Annotated in this window: 22 protein-coding genes and 1 tRNA gene; 16 read left to right on the plus strand and 7 right to left on the minus strand. The window is 65.0% G+C overall.

Features of this window, described 5'->3' with window-relative positions; genetic code table 11:
• Positions 1-38 precede the first annotated feature (38 nt).
• The 4 genes from IF809_RS12220 to IF809_RS12235 all read right to left on the minus strand — a co-directional run bounded on the left by IF809_RS12220 (position 39) and on the right by IF809_RS12235 (position 3,584).
• On the minus strand, positions 39-542 hold the full coding sequence (locus tag IF809_RS12220) for a DUF6496 domain-containing protein (RefSeq protein WP_453994799.1): 504 nt from the start codon (positions 540-542) through the stop codon (positions 39-41).
• 68 nt (positions 543-610) lie between these two features.
• Complete coding sequence (locus tag IF809_RS12225) at positions 611-1,393, minus strand: alpha/beta fold hydrolase (RefSeq protein WP_453981713.1); 783 nt, start codon at positions 1,391-1,393, stop codon at positions 611-613.
• A 4-nt stretch (positions 1,394-1,397) separates the two neighbouring features.
• On the minus strand, positions 1,398-2,693 hold the full coding sequence (locus IF809_RS12230) for an O-acetylhomoserine aminocarboxypropyltransferase (protein WP_453994801.1): 1,296 nt from the start codon (positions 2,691-2,693) through the stop codon (positions 1,398-1,400).
• Between the two features lie 96 nt (positions 2,694-2,789).
• Positions 2,790-3,584: an IclR family transcriptional regulator gene (locus IF809_RS12235; protein ID WP_462837690.1), complete on the minus strand. Its 795-nt coding sequence runs from the start codon at positions 3,582-3,584 to the stop codon at positions 2,790-2,792.
• Between the two features lie 129 nt (positions 3,585-3,713).
• On the opposite strand from IF809_RS12235, the gene IF809_RS12240 reads away from it, so the two are divergent.
• Genes IF809_RS12240 through IF809_RS12265 form a run of 6 tightly spaced genes read left to right on the plus strand, consistent with a single transcriptional unit; the run spans position 3,714 to position 8,320 of the window.
• Positions 3,714-4,679: a Bug family tripartite tricarboxylate transporter substrate binding protein gene (locus IF809_RS12240; protein ID WP_453994803.1), complete on the plus strand. Its 966-nt coding sequence runs from the start codon at positions 3,714-3,716 to the stop codon at positions 4,677-4,679.
• Between the two features lie 3 nt (positions 4,680-4,682).
• On the plus strand, positions 4,683-5,300 hold the full coding sequence (locus tag IF809_RS12245) for a flavin reductase family protein (RefSeq protein ID WP_453994805.1): 618 nt from the start codon (positions 4,683-4,685) through the stop codon (positions 5,298-5,300).
• A 43-nt stretch (positions 5,301-5,343) separates the two neighbouring features.
• Positions 5,344-6,204, plus strand: coding sequence for a fumarylacetoacetate hydrolase family protein (locus tag IF809_RS12250; RefSeq protein WP_462837691.1), 861 nt, complete (start codon positions 5,344-5,346; stop codon positions 6,202-6,204).
• Positions 6,205-6,206: 2 nt separating this feature from the next.
• Positions 6,207-7,010 carry a 2-oxo-hept-4-ene-1,7-dioate hydratase gene (hpaH, locus tag IF809_RS12255; RefSeq protein WP_462837692.1) on the plus strand — a complete coding sequence of 268 codons (804 nt, stop codon included), beginning with the start codon at positions 6,207-6,209 and terminating at the stop codon, positions 7,008-7,010.
• A 25-nt stretch (positions 7,011-7,035) separates the two neighbouring features.
• On the plus strand, positions 7,036-7,431 hold the full coding sequence (locus IF809_RS12260; RefSeq protein WP_453994809.1) for a RidA family protein: 396 nt from the start codon (positions 7,036-7,038) through the stop codon (positions 7,429-7,431).
• A 13-nt stretch (positions 7,432-7,444) separates the two neighbouring features.
• A complete protein-coding gene (locus IF809_RS12265) occupies positions 7,445-8,320 on the plus strand; it encodes an amidohydrolase family protein (RefSeq protein WP_453994811.1) in 876 nt (291 codons plus the stop codon).
• A 117-nt stretch (positions 8,321-8,437) separates the two neighbouring features.
• Here the strand turns inward: IF809_RS12265 and IF809_RS12270 are convergent, their stop codons facing one another.
• Positions 8,438-9,445: an LLM class flavin-dependent oxidoreductase gene (locus IF809_RS12270; RefSeq protein ID WP_462837693.1), complete on the minus strand. Its 1,008-nt coding sequence runs from the start codon at positions 9,443-9,445 to the stop codon at positions 8,438-8,440.
• Positions 9,446-9,582: 137 nt separating this feature from the next.
• On the opposite strand from IF809_RS12270, the gene IF809_RS12275 reads away from it, so the two are divergent.
• Together IF809_RS12275 and IF809_RS12280 are read left to right on the plus strand one after the other, a co-directional pair.
• Positions 9,583-10,071 carry a Crp/Fnr family transcriptional regulator gene (locus tag IF809_RS12275; RefSeq protein WP_453981722.1) on the plus strand — a complete coding sequence of 163 codons (489 nt, stop codon included), beginning with the start codon at positions 9,583-9,585 and terminating at the stop codon, positions 10,069-10,071.
• Positions 10,068-10,739 (plus strand): HAD family hydrolase, encoded by a 672-nt coding sequence (locus IF809_RS12280; protein ID WP_462837694.1) that lies wholly within the window; start codon positions 10,068-10,070, stop codon positions 10,737-10,739. The genes IF809_RS12275 and IF809_RS12280 overlap by 4 nt, the downstream gene beginning before the upstream one ends.
• A 992-nt stretch (positions 10,740-11,731) precedes the next feature.
• On the opposite strand, the gene IF809_RS12285 is transcribed toward IF809_RS12280, so the two are convergent.
• Positions 11,732-11,806 (minus strand) — tRNA-Thr (locus tag IF809_RS12285).
• Positions 11,807-12,121: 315 nt separating this feature from the next.
• On the opposite strand from IF809_RS12285, the gene IF809_RS12290 reads away from it, so the two are divergent.
• The 5 genes from IF809_RS12290 to IF809_RS12310 all read left to right on the plus strand — a co-directional run bounded on the left by IF809_RS12290 (position 12,122) and on the right by IF809_RS12310 (position 16,166).
• On the plus strand, positions 12,122-12,310 hold the full coding sequence (locus tag IF809_RS12290) for a hypothetical protein (protein WP_128963893.1): 189 nt from the start codon (positions 12,122-12,124) through the stop codon (positions 12,308-12,310).
• 25 nt (positions 12,311-12,335) lie between these two features.
• On the plus strand, positions 12,336-14,042 hold the full coding sequence (locus IF809_RS12295) for an FAD-dependent oxidoreductase (protein ID WP_453994815.1): 1,707 nt from the start codon (positions 12,336-12,338) through the stop codon (positions 14,040-14,042).
• A 120-nt stretch (positions 14,043-14,162) separates the two neighbouring features.
• Positions 14,163-14,471 (plus strand): EthD family reductase, encoded by a 309-nt coding sequence (locus tag IF809_RS12300; RefSeq protein ID WP_100175035.1) that lies wholly within the window; start codon positions 14,163-14,165, stop codon positions 14,469-14,471.
• Between the two features lie 213 nt (positions 14,472-14,684).
• The gene (locus tag IF809_RS12305; RefSeq protein WP_453994817.1) at positions 14,685-15,194 is read left to right on the plus strand and encodes a hypothetical protein; all 510 of its coding nucleotides are present in this window, start codon (positions 14,685-14,687) and stop codon (positions 15,192-15,194) included.
• A gap of 147 nt (positions 15,195-15,341) precedes the next feature.
• Positions 15,342-16,166 (plus strand): alpha/beta fold hydrolase, encoded by an 825-nt coding sequence (locus tag IF809_RS12310; RefSeq protein ID WP_453981727.1) that lies wholly within the window; start codon positions 15,342-15,344, stop codon positions 16,164-16,166.
• A 9-nt stretch (positions 16,167-16,175) separates the two neighbouring features.
• Here IF809_RS12310 and IF809_RS12315 read toward each other — a convergent pair whose 3' ends face one another.
• A complete protein-coding gene (locus IF809_RS12315; protein ID WP_453994819.1) occupies positions 16,176-16,817 on the minus strand; it encodes a TetR/AcrR family transcriptional regulator in 642 nt (213 codons plus the stop codon).
• An 82-nt stretch (positions 16,818-16,899) separates the two neighbouring features.
• Between IF809_RS12315 and IF809_RS12320 the strand changes: the two genes are divergently transcribed.
• From IF809_RS12320 to IF809_RS12330, 3 genes are all read left to right on the plus strand, one after another.
• The gene (locus IF809_RS12320; protein WP_462837695.1) at positions 16,900-17,838 is read left to right on the plus strand and encodes an SDR family oxidoreductase; all 939 of its coding nucleotides are present in this window, start codon (positions 16,900-16,902) and stop codon (positions 17,836-17,838) included.
• Positions 17,839-17,864: 26 nt separating this feature from the next.
• Complete coding sequence (locus IF809_RS12325; RefSeq protein WP_462837696.1) at positions 17,865-18,524, plus strand: NAD(P)H-binding protein; 660 nt, start codon at positions 17,865-17,867, stop codon at positions 18,522-18,524.
• An 89-nt stretch (positions 18,525-18,613) separates the two neighbouring features.
• Positions 18,614-19,063: a DUF2948 family protein gene (locus IF809_RS12330; protein WP_164938433.1), complete on the plus strand. Its 450-nt coding sequence runs from the start codon at positions 18,614-18,616 to the stop codon at positions 19,061-19,063.
• The last annotated feature ends 45 nt before the right edge of the window (positions 19,064-19,108 follow it).

Consider the following 19,108-nt stretch of genomic DNA (forward strand, 5'->3'; position numbering starts at 1 on the left):
AGCAGCTCGCGTTCAACTCACAAGGCCGCTACACGCCATCAGCTTCGCCGTCGTGCCCTGGTGCGCGCCGCCTTCTTCGCGGCGGCGGAGCGGGCCTTGGCGCCCTTGGTGCGGCTCGCCTTCCGTGCGGCGGCCGAACGCGACGCCGCGCTGCGGCGGCTTGCGGTGCTCTTGGCTTGTTTCGAGAGCGCCTTGCGCGATGCCGTCGAGCGCGGCTCCTTCTTCAGGACGTTCTCGACGGCGCGTGACACCTTCGGCCGCCGCTTCGGCGTGCGTTTACCCTGGCCGGCCTCATAGGCGTATTTGGCGCTGCGGCGCGTCGATTTCTTGGTGCGTCCTTTGCGCGGCGGCGGCAGATCGACGCCGGCGCGGCGCGCCTCGGACAGGCCGATGGCAATCGCCTGCTTGGTCGAGCGCGCACCGTGCTTGCCCTTCCGAATCTTGTCGATCTGGTCCTTGACGAATTCGCCGGCCTGCGTGCTGGCCGATTTGCCGGCGCGCTTGTCCTGCTTGGCTTTGCGAATGACTTCTTGTCTTGGCATGGGTCAAGTTCCCTCTGGAGTTCACAGGGACGTCCGACCGCAACGCATGACGCGGACGATTGATCCGCTCAGTTCCTCAAGGCCGCCAGCAGTTCGTCCGGACGCTCGGCCATGATCATGTGGCCGGCGCCCGGCACCACGATCGTCTTCGCATGCGGAATCGCCGCCGCAAGCGCTTTGCCGGCCTTCGGCGGCGTCATCATGTCTCTTTCGCCGAGGATGAGGGTAACAGGCACTTTCACGCTCGCTGCTGCCTGAAGCGCGTTCGCATAGGCATTGCAAGCCGACAAATCACGGAACAGCACGCCGGGTTCGCAGTGTTTCAACACCGCCTGCGCGCCGCCATGCATCCACAGACCCGGCGCAAGGCTGCCGCCGAGCTCGGCCCTGAAGCCGAGGCCCCAGATCGAGACCATGTCGTTCGCATCCTGCGAGTTGGCTTCCGCCGCTTTGAGCAGGTCCGGGCCCACCGTCATGGTCGCGGCCGTGCCGATCAGGCTGAGCGCGGACACCTTGTTAGGATGCCGCGCGGCGGTCTCCAGCGAGATCAGCGATCCCATGGAATGGCCGATCAGGTGCGCCTTGGCAGCTCCTGCTGCATCGAGCAGCGCCGAGGTCCAATCGGCCATGTCGGCGATGCTTCCCAGCGACGGCCCGGCGGAGCGGCCGTGCCCGGGGAGATCAGGCGCCAGCACGCCGAAGCCGTGATGGGCGAACCAGCGCGTATGCAGCGCCCAGGTGGAATGGTCGAAGCCCGCGCCGTGGAGGAAGACGACTGTAGGCAGCGTCTTATCGAAGTCGCGGCCGCCGGTTGCGACGAACACCTCAGTGCCGTTGACGGTGAGCTGCATCCTGTCAAACCTTCTGCGAGATGCGCAGCGCCTGCGCGAGATCGTCGATGATGTCGGACGCGGTCTCGATGCCGACCGACAGCCGCACCAGCTCCTCGCCGATGCCGGCGGCCTTGAGCTGCTCGGCGTCCATCTGCTGATGCGTGGTCGAAGCCGGGTGTATCACCAATGTCTTGGCGTCGCCGACATTGGCGAGATGGCTGATCATGCGCAAGCTCTCGATGAACTTTCGGCCCGCGGGCCGGCCACCCTTGATGCCGAACGAGACGATCGAGCCCGCGCCGCGCGGCAGCAGCGTTTTTGCCAGCTGATAATCGGGATGGTTCTCCAGCGAGGGATGCAGCACCCAGTCGACCGCCTTGTTGGACTTCAGGGCTTCCAGCACCAGATGCGTGTTCTGCATGTGCCTGTCCATGCGCACGGCGAGCGTCTCGACGCCCTGCAGCAGCTGGAACGCGTTGGTCGGCGACAGGCAGGCGCCGAAATCGCGCAAACCTTCCGTGCGCGCACGCATGATGAAGGCGGCAGTGCCGAACTGCTCGTCGAAGACGATGCCGTGATAGCCGCCATAGGGCTCGGTCAGTACGCCGAACTTTTCCGATGCGCGCCAGTCGAAGCGGCCGCCGTCGACGATGGCGCCGCCGATCGCGATGCCGTGGCCGCCGATCCATTTGGTCGCCGAATGCATCACGATGTCGGCCCCGAGCTCGATCGGCCGGCTGAGATAGGGCGTGGCGAAGGTGTTGTCGATCAGCAGCGGGATCTTCGCCGCATGCGCGAGCGCGGCGACCTCGGGGATGTCAAGCACCTCGAGGCCGGGATTGCCGATGGTCTCGCCGATCACGAGCTTCGTATTCGGCCTGATCGCGGCGCGGAACGCATCGAGATCGCGCGGCTTCACGAAGGTCGTGGTGATGCCGAAGCGCGGCAGCGTATGCGCGAGCAGGTTGATGGTGCCGCCATATAGCGAGCTCGACGCCACGATATGGTCGCCGGCATTGAGCAGCGTCGCGATGGCGAGGTGCAGCGCCGCCATGCCGCTCGCGGTGCAGATCGCGCCGACGCCGCCTTCGAGCGCCGCAAGCCGCTCTTCCAGCACGCCGGTGGTGGGGTTGGAGATGCGCGTGTAGATGTGGCCGGCGCGCTCAAGGTTGAACAGCGCCGCCGCGTGATCGGAATCCTGGAAAACGTAGGACGTGGTCTGGTAGATCGGCACCGCGCGGGCGCCGGTCGCGGGATCCGGATGCTGGCCCGCATGCAGGCTCAGGGTTTCGAAGGCAGGCGGTTTTGGCGCGGGCATGCGTGGCCTCAAAGCTCGGTCGGCGATGGCGGCCCTTGTGCCACAAAACGAGGGAGCAAGTCAGCCATTGACAGCGCCGCGTGAGCTCCGGGAGCGCTAACCGCGGATCGCCTGCTCGATGACACGCGCCTCGCGCAACAGGATCTCCGCGACCTCCTGCTCGCGGCGCGGGCCGAGCCTCGTTCGAACGGCGGAGACGGTCATGGCCGCCGCGGGCCGGCCGTCTGGGGTCTTGATCCAGGTCGATATCGATTTCGTGCCCTGCACGAGGCCAAGCTCCCGCATGCCGTAGCCGCGCCGCCGTGCCGCGACGACCTGGCCGAGCACGGTCGCAGCGTCGGTGCGGTAGCTCTCGAATCTCTTTTCATTGGCCGCGACAAGCTTTCGCGCATCCTGCGGCGGCAGCGCGGCGAGGATGGCCACCCCCGCGCTGGAGACGCCGAGCGGGCGGCGCGCGCCGACATCGATCGACAGCACCTGGATTGGATAGGCGCCGATCCGGCGATCGACGCACAGCGTGTCGTTGCCGGTCCGTACCGTCAGGAACAGCGTGTCGCCGATCGCGGCGGAAGCCCGGCGTAGCGAAGGTCCCGCCGCGACCAGCAGCGGCGAGGGCTGGGGACGCGCCAGCGCCAGCTCAGGCACCTGGTTGCCGATCGCATAGCAGCCGGTTCGATCGTGCCGTTCGACGATGCCTTCCTCGATCAGCACGTGCACGATGCGGTGCACGGTCGGGCGGGTGAGGCCGGTCGCCTGCACGACCTCGGCCAATGGCACACCGTCCTCGCGGCCTGCGGCAAGAATGCGCAGCACCGCGAGCGCGCGCCGGATGGTCTGCGCGCCTTGCCGCGGTTCTGTGGGGCTGTTGGCCGGCTTGCGTCTCTTGTCCATAATGTGGACAAGAACGCCATAATTCACTCGACAGGTAAAGCGCTCATCTGGAGATTGCGCCGCAGTCGAGTGCCATGCGCGTCATCGGGTCATGCGACCTGGAATTGGAAGCGCCGCCGGGAGGTTAACATGAGATTAATCGCAATTGCCATCGCTGCCGTCGCCGCGATGCTGGCAGGGCCGGTATCGGCCCAGCAATGGCCGGCACGCAGCGTCAAGCTGATCGTGCCCTATCCCGCCGGCGGCAACGTCGACAGCGCCGCGCGCATCATCGCCGACAAGCTTCAGGAAAAGCTCGGCCAGCCCTTCATCATCGAGAACAAGGCCGGCGCCGGCGGCATGATCGCGGGCGAAGCCTTCGCGAAATCGGCACCCGACGGCTACACGCTGTTCGTCGGCGCCAACGGCCCGGTGCTGTTCGCGACCGAGATCAACAAGCGCGATGCCTACAACTGGAAGAAGGACTTCCTGCCGATCTCGACGATCTCGATGACGCCGCTGGTGCTCGAGGTCCATCCGTCGGTGCAGGCCAACACGTTCAAGGAGTTCGTCGACCTCGCCAAGCGCGAGCCCGGCAAGCTGACCATGGCTTCGCCCGGCCCCGGCACCACCAACCACCTGCTCAGCGAGCTGATGCAGGAGAGCCTCGGCCTGCAATGGGTCACGGCGCATTACCGCGGCAACGCGCCCGCCATCAACGATCTCCTGGGCGGCCAGGTGCAGTTCGCGTTCGACCAGCTCACGGTCAGTCTCCAGCACATCAAGGCCGGCCTGTTCCGGGCGCTCGCGGTCACCAGCCCGCATCGGCTGAAGTCGCTGCCCGACGTGCCGACCTTCGCCGAGCTCGGCTACAAGGACTTCGACGGCCAGACCTTCACCGGCCTGTTCGCGCCCGCGGGCACGCCGGCGCCCATCGTCGACAAGCTGCACGAGACGCTGGTTGCGATCCTGAAAGACCCGAGCGTGGTCGACAAGTTCGACAAGCTGGGTGCCGAAGCCACGCCGATGACGCCGGACGAGTTCAGGGCTTATCTCGAGCGCGAGGACGCCAAGTGGATTCCGGTCGTGCGCAAGGCCAACATCAAGGCCGATTGAGCGATGCGGATCGATCCCACCGAGCTCGGCGCGGAGCGCATCTACCGGCTGATGACCGGCATCGTGGTGCCGCGCCCGATCGCCTGGGTGACCAGTCTGTCGCGCGCAGGCGTGCTCAATCTCGCGCCGTTCAGCGCCTTCACCTTCGTCTCGCAGAAGCCGCCGATGCTCGCCATCAGCGTCGGCCGCAAGGGCGCCGACTACAAGGACACCGCGCACAACATCCTCGACACCGAGGAATACGTCATCCACATCGCCGACACCCCGCTGATGTCTGCGGTGCACGACAGTTCGGTCGAGCATCCGCCCGAGATCAGCGAGGTCGAGCATCTCGGGCTTGAGACGCTGCCGTGCGAGCGCATCAAGGTGCCCAGGCTTTCGGCCGCACCCGTCGCGATGGAATGCGTGTTCCGGGAATGTCTGGAATTCGGCGACGCCCGCAGCCGCCTGATCGTCGGCGAGGTCGTGATGTTCCACCTCCGCGACGGCCTCGTGAACGACGGCAAGGTCGAGACCAGGGCGCTCGATCCGATCGCGCGCATCGGCGGTCCTCGTTATGCCCGCCTCGGCGAGATCGTGACGCTGAACACGGTGTTCCAGACTCCCAAATCAAAAGACTGAGCGCTTAGGCCCGAACACGCCTCTCGGCACCTGGAGAACGACAATGCGACTGGTGAGCTATCTGGTGGACGGAGAGCCGCGCTATGGCGCTGCCGTTGAAGGCGGCGTCGTCGATCTGACCAAGCGGATCGGCCGCGACTTCTCCGACGTGAAAGCGTTGATCGCGGCCAACGCGCTCGGCGATGCGCAGGAGGCGGTGGCCGGTCAAAAGCCCGACTACGCGCTGGAGGAGCTCACGCTGTTGCCGCCGGTGCTGGCGCCGGAGAAGCTCTGGTGCATCGGCGTCAACTACGCCGAGCGAAATGCCGAATACAAGGACAGTTCGGACTTGCCGAAATATCCGAGCCTGTTCGTGCGCAGCATGTCGTCGATGACAGGTTCCGGCCAGCCGCTCGAGAAGCCCCAGGTCTCGGACCAGCTCGATTATGAAGGCGAGCTCGTCATCGTGATCGGCCAGGGCGGCCGTCATATCAGCCGCGAGAAGGCCTGGTCGCATATCTTCGGCATGACGCTGTGCAACGAGGGCACGATCCGCGACTGGCTGCGCCACGGCAAGTTCAACGTCACGCAGGGCAAGAACTTCGACCGTTCCGGCAGCATCGGCCCCTGGATCGTCACCGCGGACGAGCTTGATCCGCGCGGGCCGCACGACATCGTCACCCGCGTCAATGGCGAGGTCCGGCAGCAGGACACGACCGAGCGGCTGATGTTCCCGTTCGACTTCCTGATCTCCTATCTCTCGACGTTCGCCACGCTCAAGCCCGGCGACATGATCGTGACGGGCACGCCGACCGGGGCGGGCGCGCGCTTCGACCCGCCGCGCTGGCTCAAGGTCGGCGACGTCGTCGAAGTCGAGTCGAGCCGTATCGGCATTCTTCGCAACACCGTGGCCGCGGAGCAGTAATCATGCTGGACGCCGCCACGATCGAACGCCTGGCCGCTCGCCTCGATGAGGCCGAGCGCAGCAAGGTGCTGATCCCGATGTTCTCGAAGGAGTTTCCAGAGTTCAGCATCGAGGATGCCTACGCGGTCCAGCGCGCCTGGACCAAACTGCAGCTGGGCCGCGGGCGCGTCATCAGGGGGCACAAGATCGGCCTGACCTCGAAGGCGATGCAGAACGCGGTCGGCATCTCCGAGCCCGATTACGGCGTGCTGTTCGCCGACATGTTCTATGCCGACGCCACGCCTGTACCGTTCGACCGTTTCCACGCGCCGCGGATCGAGGTCGAGCTCGCCTTCGTGCTGAAGGCGCCCCTGCGCGGGCCCGACTGCACCATCTTCGACGTGCTCAATGCCACCGATTACGTCACGCCCGCGCTGGAGATCCTGGAGACGCGCATGCATCGTGTCAATCCCGAGACCGGCAAGACGCGCAAGGTGATGGATACGATCTCGGACAACGCGGCTAACGCGGCGCTGGTGCTCGGCGGCCGGCCGATCCGCCCGATGGATGCGGATCTGCGCTGGATCGGCGCGCTGCTGTTCCGCAACGGCGAGGTCGAGGAGACCGGGCTTGCCGCGGGCGTGCTCAATCACCCGGCCAACGGCATCGCCTGGCTCGCCAACCGCCTTGCGCCGCATGATGAGCATCTCGCAGCCGGCGAGGTGGTGCTGGCGGGATCGTTCACGCGTCCGGTCGACATCCGCCGCGGCGACACGTTCCACGCCGACTACGGCGCGTTCGGCTCGGTGTCCTGCCAGTTCGTCTGAACCAACAACAAACAGGGAGCGCATCATGACGAGTCAATCGCGGCGCAAGAGCATTCACATCGGCGGCTTCAAGCACGCCAATCCGATTCCGAACGCCTGCCGCATCGGCAACCTCGTGATGTCGGGCGTCATCCTCGGCCGCGATCCCGCGACCAATACGATGCCCGAGAGTCTCGACGCGCAATGCGCCAACATGTTCGCCCATATGAAGGCGACGGTCGAGGCCGCCGGCGGCACCACCGATGACATCATCAAGATGACGGTGTGGCTGAAGGACCGCGGCAATCGTGGCCCCGTCAATGTCGAATGGCTGAAGATGTTTCCGGACGAGCATTCGCGCCCGGCACGTCATGCGCTGCCGATGGACAACATGGATGGCGGCGCCCTGGTGCAGTGCGACTTCACCGCCGTGATCGACTGAAGGAGCCTGCCGCATGCCGACCTATCTGCCGTTCGATCCGAACCCGCGCCCCCCGATCAAGCCACCGCCGCCGAAGACCGTGGACAGCCAGTTTCACGTGCTCGGGCCGATCGAAAAGTATCCGGAGCGCCCCGGTGCGGCCTACCGGATGCCGTCAGCGACCTGGGAGGCGGCCCTGCGCATGCACAAGACGCTCGGCATCGAGCGCGGCATCATCGTGCAGACCACGACCTACGGCGCCGACCATGCCGTCGTTCTCGACGGGCTCAAAGCAATGGGTCCGAACTATCGCGGCTGCGCCAACGCGCTGGTGTTCGCGGAGGCGAACGACGCCTATCTGGCAAAACTGCACGACGCCGGCGTGCGCGGCGCGCGTTTCAGCTTCCGCCAGGAGCTCGGCGCGGTGCTGTCGGATGCCGATTTCGCCCGCGCCATCGCCCGCATCCGCGAGCTCGGCTGGTACGTGAAGATCCAGCCCGAGAAAGACGGCATCATGTCGAGCGTCGCCAAATACGAGAATCTCGACGTTCCCGTGCTGATCGACCACATGGCCCGCCCCGAGCCCTCGCGCGGCAAGGACGACCCGAACCTGCGCAAGATGCTGGAGCTGCTCGAGAAGGGCAATTTCTGGGTCATGCTCTCGCTCGGCGAGAAAACCTCGCAGGCCGGGCCGCCTTACGACGATGTCATCCCGATCGCGCGCGCCTATATCGAAGCGGCCGTCGACCGCTGCGTCTGGGCTTCCGACTGGCCGCATCCGGTCTCCGTGAAGCAGCCGCCGAACGATGCCGACCTGCTCGAACTGATGTACCGCTACGCGCCGGACCAGAACGAGCTGGAGAAGATCCTGGTGCACAATCCGGCCAAGCTGTTCGGGTTTGTGGATTAGGACGAACTCCCTCCGTCGTCATTGCGAGGAGCTCTTGCGACGAAGCAATCCAGGGTCTTGCAGCAGTAGCAGTCTGGATTGCTTCGCTGCGCTCGCAGTGACGGCGTGGCCCCACGCTCACACCGCCTGCTGCTTCGCCAACCTGTCCCTTACCCCGGCGGCGATCTCGAACGAGCGCAGCCGCGCGGCGTGATCGTAGATCAGGGCCGTGGTCATCAGCTCGTCCGCCGCGGTGTCGGCGATCAACGCCTTCAGCTTCTCCTCCACTGATGCCGGCGAGCCGACGGCGGAGCAGGCCAGCGACTGCGCCACGCCCGCCTTCTCGGCCGGCGACCATAGCGCCTCCATGTCGTCGATCGGCAGCGGCAAAGGTCCGGGCGTGCCGCGGCGGAGATTGATGAACTGCTGCTGCAGCGAGGTGAACAGGCGCTGCGCCTCCGCATCGCTGTCGGCGGCGAATACATTGACGGCGACGATCGCGTAGGGCTTGTCGAGCTGCGCCGACGGCTCGAACCGCGCGCGATATTCGCGCAGCGCCGGCATCATCATCTGCGGCGCGAAATGCGAGGCGAAGGCGAACGGCAGGCCCAGCATCGCGGCAAGCTGGGCACCGAACATGCTGGAGCCGAGGATCCACAGCGGCACCTTCGTGCCCATGCCCGGCACGGCGCGGATGGCCTGGTTCGGTTTGACATCGCCGAGCAGGGCCTGCAGCTCCAGCACGTCATGCGGAAAGTTCTCGGCGGCGGTCGCGAGGTCGCGCCGCATCGCCCGCGCAGTGAGCTGATCGGTGCCCGGTGCGCGGCCGAGCCCGAGATCGATCCGGCCGGGATACAGCGATTCCAGCGTGCCGAACTGCTCGGCGATGACCAGCGGCGAATGGTTCGGCAGCATCACGCCGCCGGAGCCGACGCGGATCGTCTTCGTGCCGCCTGCGATGTGTCCGATCACCACCGAGGTCGCCGCGCTGGCAATGCCCGTCATGTTGTGATGCTCGGCCAGCCAGAACCGTTTGAAGCCCCACTTTTCCGCATGCTGGGCGAGATCGAGCGAATTGCGAAACGCCTGTGCGGCGTCGGAGCCCTGCCGGATAGGCGCGAGGTCGAGCACGGAGAAGGGAATCATGGGAGGGTCCCGGTGAGGGGCTGCGCGTCTTGAGAGATCACATGTAGTGTTGGCGCCTCGGATGGGTAGGGCCCCGCGAGGCCCGCCCCATCCTGGTCCTGCTTGTCGCAAATGGTGGCGGAGCGTATCCTCGGGCGATGACCGCCAGTTCCCCCGATCTGAAAGCGTTCCTCCTCGCGACGCCGTTCTTCGGCGGTCTGTCGGATGCCAGCCTCGACCTCCTGATCTCGATGCTGGTCGAGCGCCACTTCGAGGTAGGCGCGACGATTGTCGCCGAAGGCGAGCCAGGACGCTCGATGTTCATCGTCAAGTCCGGCCGGCTGGCGGTGAGCAAGCGAGCGAGCGCGGGCGGCGTCATCCCGCTGTCCGCACTGGAGCCCGGCGATTTCTTCGGCGAGATGACGCTGATCGAAATGCAGAACCGCTCCGCCACGGTCGTCGCCGAAAGCGAGACGGTGCTGTACGAGCTGACGGCCCAGAAGCTCTACGCCTGCTACAAGGCCGACATCCACGCTTATGTGATGGTGCTGCAGAACATCAACCGCGAGCTGTGCCGGCGGCTAAGGCGCGCTGATGAGCGGTTCACGGGGCACCGGGTCGGCAGTGAGGAAACCTCTTTGAAATGAACGCGTCTGCAACTCTCGAACTCATCATCTTTGATTCCGACGGCGTTCTGGTCGATAGCGAGGTCATCGCGCTGACGGTGTTTGCCCGCATCGCAGCCGAGGAAGGCGTGGCGATCAGCGTGGAGGACGCGGTGCGTTGCTTCCGCGGCGTCAGGATGGTCGATTGCGTGCGCGAGATCGAGCGCCGGCTCGGTCGCGGCGTTCGGGATAGTTTCGTCGCCGACGTGCGACAGGCAACGGCGCTGGCTTTTGATGCCGAACTGGAGCCTGTCGATGGAATTCACGCGGCGCTGGCAGAGATCACAAGTCCCGTTTGCGTGGCGTCGAACGGGCCGATGTCGAAGCTCACGCATGCGCTCGGATTGACGAAGCTGCTCGGCCATTTCCAGGGCCGCATTTTCAGCGCCTACGAGGTCGGTTCATGGAAGCCGGATCCCGGACTGTTCCTGCACGCGGCGCAAACGATGGGCGCGCAGCCCTCGGCTTGCGTCGTTGTCGAGGATTCGTTGTCCGGAGCCCGCGCAGCCAGGGCCGCTGGAATGAAGGTCCTCGGCTTTGCCGGCGGTCGTCCGGACGCCGAGCAGGAGTTGGCGGCGTTCTGTGACGGCGTCTTTCATCGCATGAGCGATCTGCCGTCGTTGCTGGCTTGTCCTGCGGTGAGGGCGTAGGCCGCTCTTCGAGTTCGTCGCCCGGATGGAGCGAAGCGCAATCCGGGGCATGTGTCCGCAGTTGACGCCCCCGCATTACGCTTGCGCTCGATCCGGGCTACGAAAGTTCGTTGCCGATGCGGCTACAGCAGCGCCAATGAGTGCAGCGAATTTCGATGAAGGCCGAAGGCAACCAGGCCGGAGAGAAGCAACGCAGTCCCAGTCACGATCAGGCAAAACGCAAACACTATTGAAGCCCCTAGTACGTCTTGAATGACCAGGACGATAATAGATAAAATTTTACCGACAATCGAAAGGAAGAATTAACCTTACCTGTGCGGTCGCACGACCCGTCGGGCAAAACACCCGCCTCCTCCCAAATCCCGTCAACCCCTCTCCACAAAAACATTCCGCTTTACCGAAATTCGGTTTTGCAACATTATTCGCGCCATCCCGGCCCGTTGGAGAGGGGCGATCGTACGTCGTCACGAACGTGGGCTGGGGATGCGGTGGACGCGGCAGCGCCGGCGCGGATGTGAGGGCAGGGCGGGCGGATGATTGAGCCGAACCCCGTGAGCCCATCGCAAGCCGTGTCGTACGAACGGCGCCTGAACCCGGCGTAGCCCTCGGGCGAAGTCGGACTGCGTACGGCAAAACCGTGTGGTCCCGGCCGTCGTTGCTACGGTCAAGCACTTGCGGAGGCGGTACTGGCGTCAACCGGCGCGGTGCCGGTGAATTCCGTGAGGTGAGGGAGGCCAGAAGGAATTCGGCTCCCGGGAGAGCACGGCATAAGCCGTCCAACCACCGCGCAGGGAAGGCCGAGTGTTCGGCGCCACCTGTATGCTGCTGTGCGGTTTCCTTGCGCTACATTTTCGCGCAGTGGACCGCGGGTGCCCGTCGGCACCCGGTCTTCCCTGCGCCCTCTTCACAAGAGGAGGGCAACGGACAAGAGCAAAACTCGGGCGTTTCGTGCCGCGAGAATGCCGGTTCGTGATCGTTCTGGGAAGAATGGATGGTGCTGCCAGACAGGATTGAACTGTCGACCTCTCCATTACCAATGGAGTGCTCTACCACTGAGCTACGGCAGCATGTGCTGGGATAAGAATCGGCCGCCCGAGGGGCCTACCAAGCGGGCCGATATCTGCCACAGGCCTCCCCGCTGTGCAAGCTTGCAAGACCAGCCGAAACGAGAAAATCGGGGCGATATCGGGGGTATTACGGCTGTTTTGGCCCGGAATGACCGATTTTCCATCGATTTTGGTTCCGCTTCCCCGCCCACCTGGCCAGTTGGGCCCTCCAGTGGATTCGACCCATTTTGGATTTCGCACGATCGGGACCATCAGGGCCTCTTGAGCTGCCGCATTCTCTGGGCATGGTATCGGCATCTGCTGGATGGACCCGTGATGGCTGACGAGACCGACAAGACCGCGAAACAGACAAGAGCATCGCGGGACGACCGCCTGAAATCGGCGCTGCGGGAGAATTTGAAGCGGCGCAAGGCGCAGGCGCGTGAACGCGCCGCAAGCGGTGATCCCTCGCAAAACGAAGATGGGCCCCTAAATCAGGGGACCGCCGGCGAGGCCGGCAATTAGAAATCTGGAGTGCAAGAACGTGGCGATGGGGCAGAACGAACAGGACCGAATCGATCGCGACGCGATGATGTCGCGCTTCATCCGCCCCGAGCAGACGTTTCCCGCGCTGACCTCGGCCGAGATCGAGCGCATCAGGAATTTCGGCGAGCTCCGCACCTATAAGGACGGCGAGCTGCTGTTCGAGACCGGCAAGCCGGGCCCGGGCATGTTCGTCGTGCTGAAAGGCCATGTCGCCATCACCCAGCGCGACGGTCTCGGCAACGTCACCCCGCTGATCGATCAGGGGCCGGGACAATTTCTGGCCGAGCTCAGCCAGCTCTCCGGCGGTCGGGCGCTGGTCGATGGCCGTGCCGAGGGCGATGTCGAGACGCTGCTGCTGCCACCGGAGCGCCTGCGTGCGCTGCTGGTCGCCGAGGCCGAGCTCGGCGAGCGCATCATGCGGGCGCTGATCCTGCGCCGGGTCAATCTGATTCAAGCCGGCGTCGGCGGCATCGTGCTGATTGGTCCCTCGCATTCGGCCGGCGTGGTGCGCCTGCAGGGCTTTCTCACCCGCAACGGCCAGCCGCATCATCTGCTCGATCCCGACCGCGACCGCGATGCCGCCGAACTGATCGCGCGCTATTCGCCGAAACCCGAAGATTGGCCGCTGGTCGTCACCTCGGACGGCGCCGTGCTGCGCAACCCCGGGGAGACCGAGCTTGCGCGGGCGATCGGCATGATCGGCGGCCCGCGCAATGACCGGATCTACGACGTCGCGATCGTCGGCTGCGGCCCGGCCGGGCTCGCCACCGCCGTGTATGCGGCGTCCGAAGGGCTTTCGGTCGCCGTGCTAGATACCCGCGCCTTCGGCGGCCAGGCCGGCGCCAGCGCGCGCATCGAAAACTATCTGGGCTTTCCGACCGGGATTTCCGGCCAGGCGCTGACCGCACGCGCCTTCAACCAGGCGCAAAAGTTCGGCGCCGACATCATGATTCCCGTCACAGTGAAGTCGCTCGACTGCACGCGCACGGACGGCGCCTTTTCCATCGCGCTCGACGGCAGCGATCCCTTGCGCTCGCGCGCGGTCGTGGTCGCGAGCGGGGCGCGCTATCGACGGCCCGAGATCGAGAACCTGGACACATTCGAGGGCCGCGGCGTCTGGTACTGGGCCTCCCCGATCGAGGCGAAGCTGTGCGCCGGCGAAGAGGTCGCGCTGGTCGGCGCCGGCAATTCGGCGGGGCAGGCGGCCGTGTTCCTGTCGGGACATGCCAAGAAGGTCTTGATGATCATCCGCGGCGGCGGCCTTGGCGCCAGCATGTCGCGCTATCTCATCGAGCGCATCGAAGCGACGCCAAACATCGAGTTGCTGTTCAACACCGAAATCACGGCGCTCGAGGGCGACGAGGCCGCGCTGCTGCGGCGGATCCGCTGGAAGAGCCGGCTGTCAGATGACGAGGATTCTGCCGACATCAAGAACCTGTTTCTGTTCGTCGGCGCCGATCCCGCCACCTCCTGGCTCGACGGCTGCGGCGTCACGCTCGACCGCGGCGGCTTCGTCGTCACGGGCGCGCAATCCGAGCAGAACCAGGGCCGGCTGGTCGCGCCGCTCGAGACCTCCGTCCCCGGCGTCTACGCCGTTGGTGACGTCCGCTCCGGTTCGGTCAAGCGTGTCGGCGGCGCCATCGGCGAAGGTGCGCAAGTCGTGGCCTCGCTGCACGGCTATCTCGGCGACGCCGCAAAACCGGCGCTTTAGCCAAGGATATGACAAGCAGATGGCAAGTCGAATGTGACTTGCCATCTTGCCGTGTCGCACGGACACTCGCCACGTCGCGAGATCAATCGCGCGAAGACAAAGATCAACTGGGAGGACTCAATGGCCGAACTCGTCGTGCTCTACAAAACGCCCAAAGACGCTGCCGCCTTCGACAAGCATTATGCCGAAACCCACATTCCGCTCGCCAAGAAGCTTCCTGGCCTCAAGAAATACGCCGTCAGCACCGGTGCGGTCGGCTCGCCCGCTGGACCATCAGGCATCCACCTCGTCGCCATTCTCACCTTCGACAGCGTGGGCGATATCCAGAAGGCCTTCGGCAGCGAAGCGGGCAAGGCAGCCGCAGGCGACGTGCCGAAATTCGCCAGCGGCGGTGCCGATCTGCTGATCTTCGACACCAAGGAAGTGTGAACCTGTGATTTCGTGGCCCGGATGGAGCGAAGCGTAGTCCGGGCTACAACTGCCGTCGTTTGTGACAGCGGTGCAAAAAATTCAGCCATGCGTTCTTCGACTCGCGCGAACACGCATGGCTGCACGCGCATGTGTGATTGAGTGCAGGTGGTAATCCGGTGGGGGACGTACTATCAATCTCCAGATCTCAATGCAGAGAGTAGGAGAGATGCCATGGTCCTCGGCTTGAGCCTTCCCGCCTTCACATTGGTCCACGTCGTCATCAGCCTGATCGGTATCGTCGCCGGCCTGATCGTGATGTTCGGGCTGCTCGGCTCGAAGCCGATGCCGGGCCTGACCGCGATCTTCCTGCTGTTCACGATCCTCACCAACGCCACCGGCTTTCTGTTTCCGTTCAAGGAGCTGCTGCCCTCGTACATCATTGCCGCCATCTCGCTGGTGCTGCTCGCGATTGCCTGCGTGGCGCTGTACGGCATGAAGCTTTCGGGCGCGTGGCGGCCGGTCTACATCGTGACCGCGATGATCTCGCTCTACTTCAACGTGTTCGTGCTGATCATCCAGTCGTTCCTGAAAGTGCCGGCGCTGGCCGCGCTCGCCCCGGCCGTGCCGCCCGCGCCGCCGTCCGGGCCGGTGTTCGCCGTCGTGCAGGGCATCGTGCTGATGTTCTTCGTCCTGCTGACCATCGGCGCCTGGCGCCGCTACAAGCCGCTGGCGTTCGCCTGATCGTCAACACCTCGTCATTGCGAGGCGATGCGAAGCATCGAACTGTGGTGCGCAATTGGCACCTGAGAATCTCGCGAGCAATCTCTGAATGCCGGGTTCGCGCTGTGCGCGCCCCGGAATGACGTTTTCAACGAAGGAGTCCCCCCAATGCCTACCATCACCACCAAAGACGGCGTCGAGATCTTCTACAAGGATTGGGGCTCGGGCCAGCCGATCGTGTTCAGCCATGGCTGGCCGCTGTCATCCGACGACTGGGACGCGCAGATGATGTTCTTCGTCACCCGCGGCTATCGCGTCATCGCCCATGACCGCCGCGGCCATGGCCGTTCGGCGCAGGTCGCCGACGGTCACGACATGGATCACTATGCCGACGATCTCGCTGCGCTGACCGCGCATCTCGACCTCAAGAACGCCCTGCATGTCGGCCATTCCACCGGCGGCGGCGAGGTGGTGCACTACATCGCGCGCCACGGCGAGTCCCGCGTAGCGAAGGCCGCGATTATCTCCGCAGTGCCGCCGCTGATGGTGAAGACGGACGCCAATCCCGGCGGTCTGCCGAAGAGCGTGTTCGACGGTTTCCAGACCGCGCTCGCCGCCGGCCGCTCGGCGTTCTACCGCGACATCGCCGCCGGTCCGTTCTACGGTTACAACCGCCCGGGCGCGAAACCGTCGGAAGCCGTGATCCAGAACTGGTGGCGCCAGGGCATGATGGGCGGCGCGAAGGCGCATTACGATGGCATCGTCGCGTTCTCGCAGACCGATTTCACCGAGGATCTGAAGAAGATCAACGTGCCGGTGCTGGTGATGCATGGCGACGACGACCAAGTCGTGCCTTACGCCGATTCCGCGCCGCTCTCGGCCAAGCTGCTCAAGAACGGCACGCTGAAGACCTACAAGGGTTTTCCGCACGGCATGCCGACCACCGAAGCCGAGACGATCAACGCCGACCTGCTGGCGTTCTTCAAGGCGTGAGGCGCGGCCTCACGCCAGGATCGCCCTGATCGCATCGAAGGTTCGCTTGACGAAGGCCTCCGGCTTGTCGCGGGAGCCTTCGCTGAGCCAGCTCTCGCCGCCGACGCGCATCGCGCCGGTGGCGATCATGGCGACAAGCCGGGCCTTCAGCCGGTCCGACTTGCGGCCCGAGCGTTGCGCGAGACCGTCCGCCAGCGCGCGTTCGAGCTTTTCGTATTTGAGCTGGTCGCGGGCCTGAAGTGCGGGATTGTCACGCTTCAGCCGCGACATCGCCGCCGCCTCGGCCGGATCGATCCGTTTGAGCGCGGCTGCGATTGCGTTCTCCGCCGCCGTCAGCATGGATTCCTCCGCGGGCCGTGCCAGGATCTCGGTCACGAGGGCCGTCGCGGCATCCTCCTGCCAGGCGGCCACGACGTCCTCTTTCGAGGCGAAATAATGAAAGAAGCTCCGTCGCGACATGTCGGCTGCATCGGCGATGTCGTCGATGGTGGTGGTTTCGAAGCCGCGCTCCAGGAAGAGTGTCATCGCCGCTCGCTTCAGCCGCTCGCGGGTCGCCTGCTGCTTGCGCTGGCGCAGACCGGCGGAAGCCGGAAGTTTCTCTCCAGGGATCAAGGGCTTGGGACGTTTCCCGCCCGGCTTCGACGCCTTCAATTATTTCACCTCTTGCAAATTTGCACCAAGTGCACATTTAGACCCGTCGCGGGCGGCATTCCAGCCCCGAACGGAGATTGGCATGACCGACTGGACCACGGCAGACATCCCTTCGCTCAGCGGCAAGACCGCCGTCGTCACCGGGGGCACCGGCGGCCTCGGGTATGAGACGGCATTGGCGCTGGCAGGCGCCGGAGCCATCGTCATACTCACCGGACGCAACGACGCAAAGGGCCTGCGGGCGATCGAAGGCATTTGCGCGCAGTTTTCGAACGCTCTGATCGCCTATGAGCATCTCGACCTCGCCAGTCTGTCCTCGGTCGCCGATTTCGCCCGGCGCTTCGCGGCCAGCAACGACCAGCTCGATCTCCTCGTCAACAATGCCGGCGTGATGGCGCTGCCCAAGCGGCAGCAGACCGAGGATGGTTTCGAAATGCAATTCGGCACCAACTATCTCGGCCATTACGCGCTCACGGCGCGTCTGTTGCCGCGTCTTCGCCGCGCCAAGGCGCCTCGGGTCGTCAATCTGTCGAGCCTTGCGCATCGCTCCGGCGCCATCAATTTCGACGATCTGCAGAGCAAGCGGTCCTATCGTCCGTTGCGCGCTTACTCCCAGTCCAAGCTCGCCGTCCTGATGTTTTCGCTCGAATTGCAGCGGCGGAGCGATGCGGCCGGTTGGGGCTTGCGGAGCATCGCCGCGCATCCCGGCTTTGCGCGAACCGATCTGATTTCGAACGGGCCCGGCGTCAACACCTTGCAATGGCGCGTGGGGCGGTTGCTCCAGCCCTGGATCAGCCAGTCCGCGGCCGAGGGCGCTTGGCCCACCCTGTTTGCGGCGACCTCGCCGGCGGCCGAGCCTGGCGGCTATTACGGTCCGAACGGGTTTTACGAATTGAAGGGACCGCCGGGGCTTGCGAGGATCATGCCACAGGCGAAGGATTTTGCCGCGGCAGCCATGCTCTGGGATGCTTCGGCGACGCTGACGGGTGTATCTTTCGACGAGATCGCAGCCGCCGCGTGAGCCGCGACATCGATGGGAATGTCCCGATGCAGGTCATCATCTTCGGCGCGACCGGAATGGTCGGGCAGGGCGTGCTGCGCGAGTGTCTGCTCGACGACGGCGTTGATCGCGTGCTGGTCGTTGGGCGTAGCCCGACCGGCGTGCACAACGCCAAGCTGACCGAGGTCATCCATGACGATTTCACCGACTATACGGCGATCGAGGCGAAGCTGACCGGCTATGACGCCTGCTTTTTCTGTCTCGGTGTCTCGTCGATCGGCATGAGCGAAGAACGCTACCGCCGTCTCACCTATGACATCACGCTTGCGGCTGCGACGATGCTGGCGCGGCTCAATCCGCAGATGACCTTCACCTACGTCACCGGTGCCGGCACCGATTCCACCGAGCAGGGCTCGCGAATGTGGGCCCGCACCAAAGGCAAGACCGAGAACGATCTGCTGAAGCTGCCGTTCAAGGCCGCCTACATGTTTCGGCCCGGTGCGATACAGCCTTTGCACGGGATCAGATCAAAGACGGCCTGGGTGCAGGCGGTCTATGATGTCACATGGCCGCTGTGGTCGGTGCTGCGCCGGATTTCGCCCAGGCTCGTCACCTCGACCGAGCAGATGGGCCGCGCCATGATCCATGTCGCCCGGGTCGGCTATCCCAGGCACGTGCTGGAGATGGAGGATATCAATAGCCTCTAGTCCGTTCGTCGCGGGATCGCTAGTTTGCGCGGAAATTTCGGCAGTTCCAGGCGTTGAGCCGTATCAGCCCTAGAGGAGAAATGTCGGTAATGTCTCCCCAGCTCAAACTGATCGCGCTCGATGCCGACGATCTCGCCGTGATCTCGACCCATGTGCAGGATGCTCGCGTCCAGCCTTCCGACATCATCTGGCGGCAGGGCGAGAAACGCCTGGTGGTCGGCATGAGCCGGCTGGACTGGGAGCAGACGCTGGATGGGGAGGCCGAACCGCGCCGGCTGGTCGCAGCGCTCCGCTTCGACCGCGTGCTCGCCTGCAAATCGCGCAACATCGACTTGGGAGCTCCGGACAAGATCCTGGACCTCGTCGGCATCGAATTTCATCCGCAGGGCGGCCGCGACGACGAGCCCGGCGGCAGCGCGCTGTTGCTGTTTGCACATGGCGGCGCCATCCGCCTCGACGTCGAATGCCTGGAATGTCAGTTGACCGATCTGGGGGCGGACGAATTGGGGACGGGCGTCGGGATCGAGGGGGAGGGGTGAGGTGGCCGGTATACCAGCTCCGTCGAGGCAGGCCCTCGCTGGATC

This window comes from Bradyrhizobium sp. UFLA06-24 (assembly GCF_054967145.1).

Coding starts and splice junctions, on each gene's coding strand:
- IF809_RS12240 (WP_453994803.1), top strand. CDS start 3,714: ATGAGATTAATCGCAATTGCCATCGCTGCCGTCGCCGCGATGCTGGCA.
- IF809_RS12280 (WP_462837694.1), top strand. CDS start 10,068: ATGAACGCGTCTGCAACTCTCGAACTCATCATCTTTGATTCCGACGGC.
- IF809_RS12290 (WP_128963893.1), top strand. CDS start 12,122: ATGGCTGACGAGACCGACAAGACCGCGAAACAGACAAGAGCATCGCGG.
- IF809_RS12235 (WP_462837690.1), bottom strand. CDS start 3,584: ATGGACAAGAGACGCAAGCCGGCCAACAGCCCCACAGAACCGCGGCAA.
- IF809_RS12305 (WP_453994817.1), top strand. CDS start 14,685: ATGGTCCTCGGCTTGAGCCTTCCCGCCTTCACATTGGTCCACGTCGTC.
- IF809_RS12295 (WP_453994815.1), top strand. CDS start 12,336: ATGGGGCAGAACGAACAGGACCGAATCGATCGCGACGCGATGATGTCG.
- IF809_RS12320 (WP_462837695.1), top strand. CDS start 16,900: ATGACCGACTGGACCACGGCAGACATCCCTTCGCTCAGCGGCAAGACC.
- IF809_RS12265 (WP_453994811.1), top strand. CDS start 7,445: ATGCCGACCTATCTGCCGTTCGATCCGAACCCGCGCCCCCCGATCAAG.
- IF809_RS12300 (WP_100175035.1), top strand. CDS start 14,163: ATGGCCGAACTCGTCGTGCTCTACAAAACGCCCAAAGACGCTGCCGCC.
- IF809_RS12330 (WP_164938433.1), top strand. CDS start 18,614: ATGTCTCCCCAGCTCAAACTGATCGCGCTCGATGCCGACGATCTCGCC.
- IF809_RS12325 (WP_462837696.1), top strand. CDS start 17,865: ATGCAGGTCATCATCTTCGGCGCGACCGGAATGGTCGGGCAGGGCGTG.
- IF809_RS12310 (WP_453981727.1), top strand. CDS start 15,342: ATGCCTACCATCACCACCAAAGACGGCGTCGAGATCTTCTACAAGGAT.
- IF809_RS12225 (WP_453981713.1), bottom strand. CDS start 1,393: ATGCAGCTCACCGTCAACGGCACTGAGGTGTTCGTCGCAACCGGCGGC.
- IF809_RS12275 (WP_453981722.1), top strand. CDS start 9,583: ATGACCGCCAGTTCCCCCGATCTGAAAGCGTTCCTCCTCGCGACGCCG.
- IF809_RS12270 (WP_462837693.1), bottom strand. CDS start 9,445: ATGATTCCCTTCTCCGTGCTCGACCTCGCGCCTATCCGGCAGGGCTCC.
- IF809_RS12260 (WP_453994809.1), top strand. CDS start 7,036: ATGACGAGTCAATCGCGGCGCAAGAGCATTCACATCGGCGGCTTCAAG.
- hpaH (WP_462837692.1), top strand. CDS start 6,207: ATGCTGGACGCCGCCACGATCGAACGCCTGGCCGCTCGCCTCGATGAG.
- IF809_RS12230 (WP_453994801.1), bottom strand. CDS start 2,693: ATGCCCGCGCCAAAACCGCCTGCCTTCGAAACCCTGAGCCTGCATGCG.
- IF809_RS12220 (WP_453994799.1), bottom strand. CDS start 542: ATGCCAAGACAAGAAGTCATTCGCAAAGCCAAGCAGGACAAGCGCGCC.
- IF809_RS12245 (WP_453994805.1), top strand. CDS start 4,683: ATGCGGATCGATCCCACCGAGCTCGGCGCGGAGCGCATCTACCGGCTG.
- IF809_RS12250 (WP_462837691.1), top strand. CDS start 5,344: ATGCGACTGGTGAGCTATCTGGTGGACGGAGAGCCGCGCTATGGCGCT.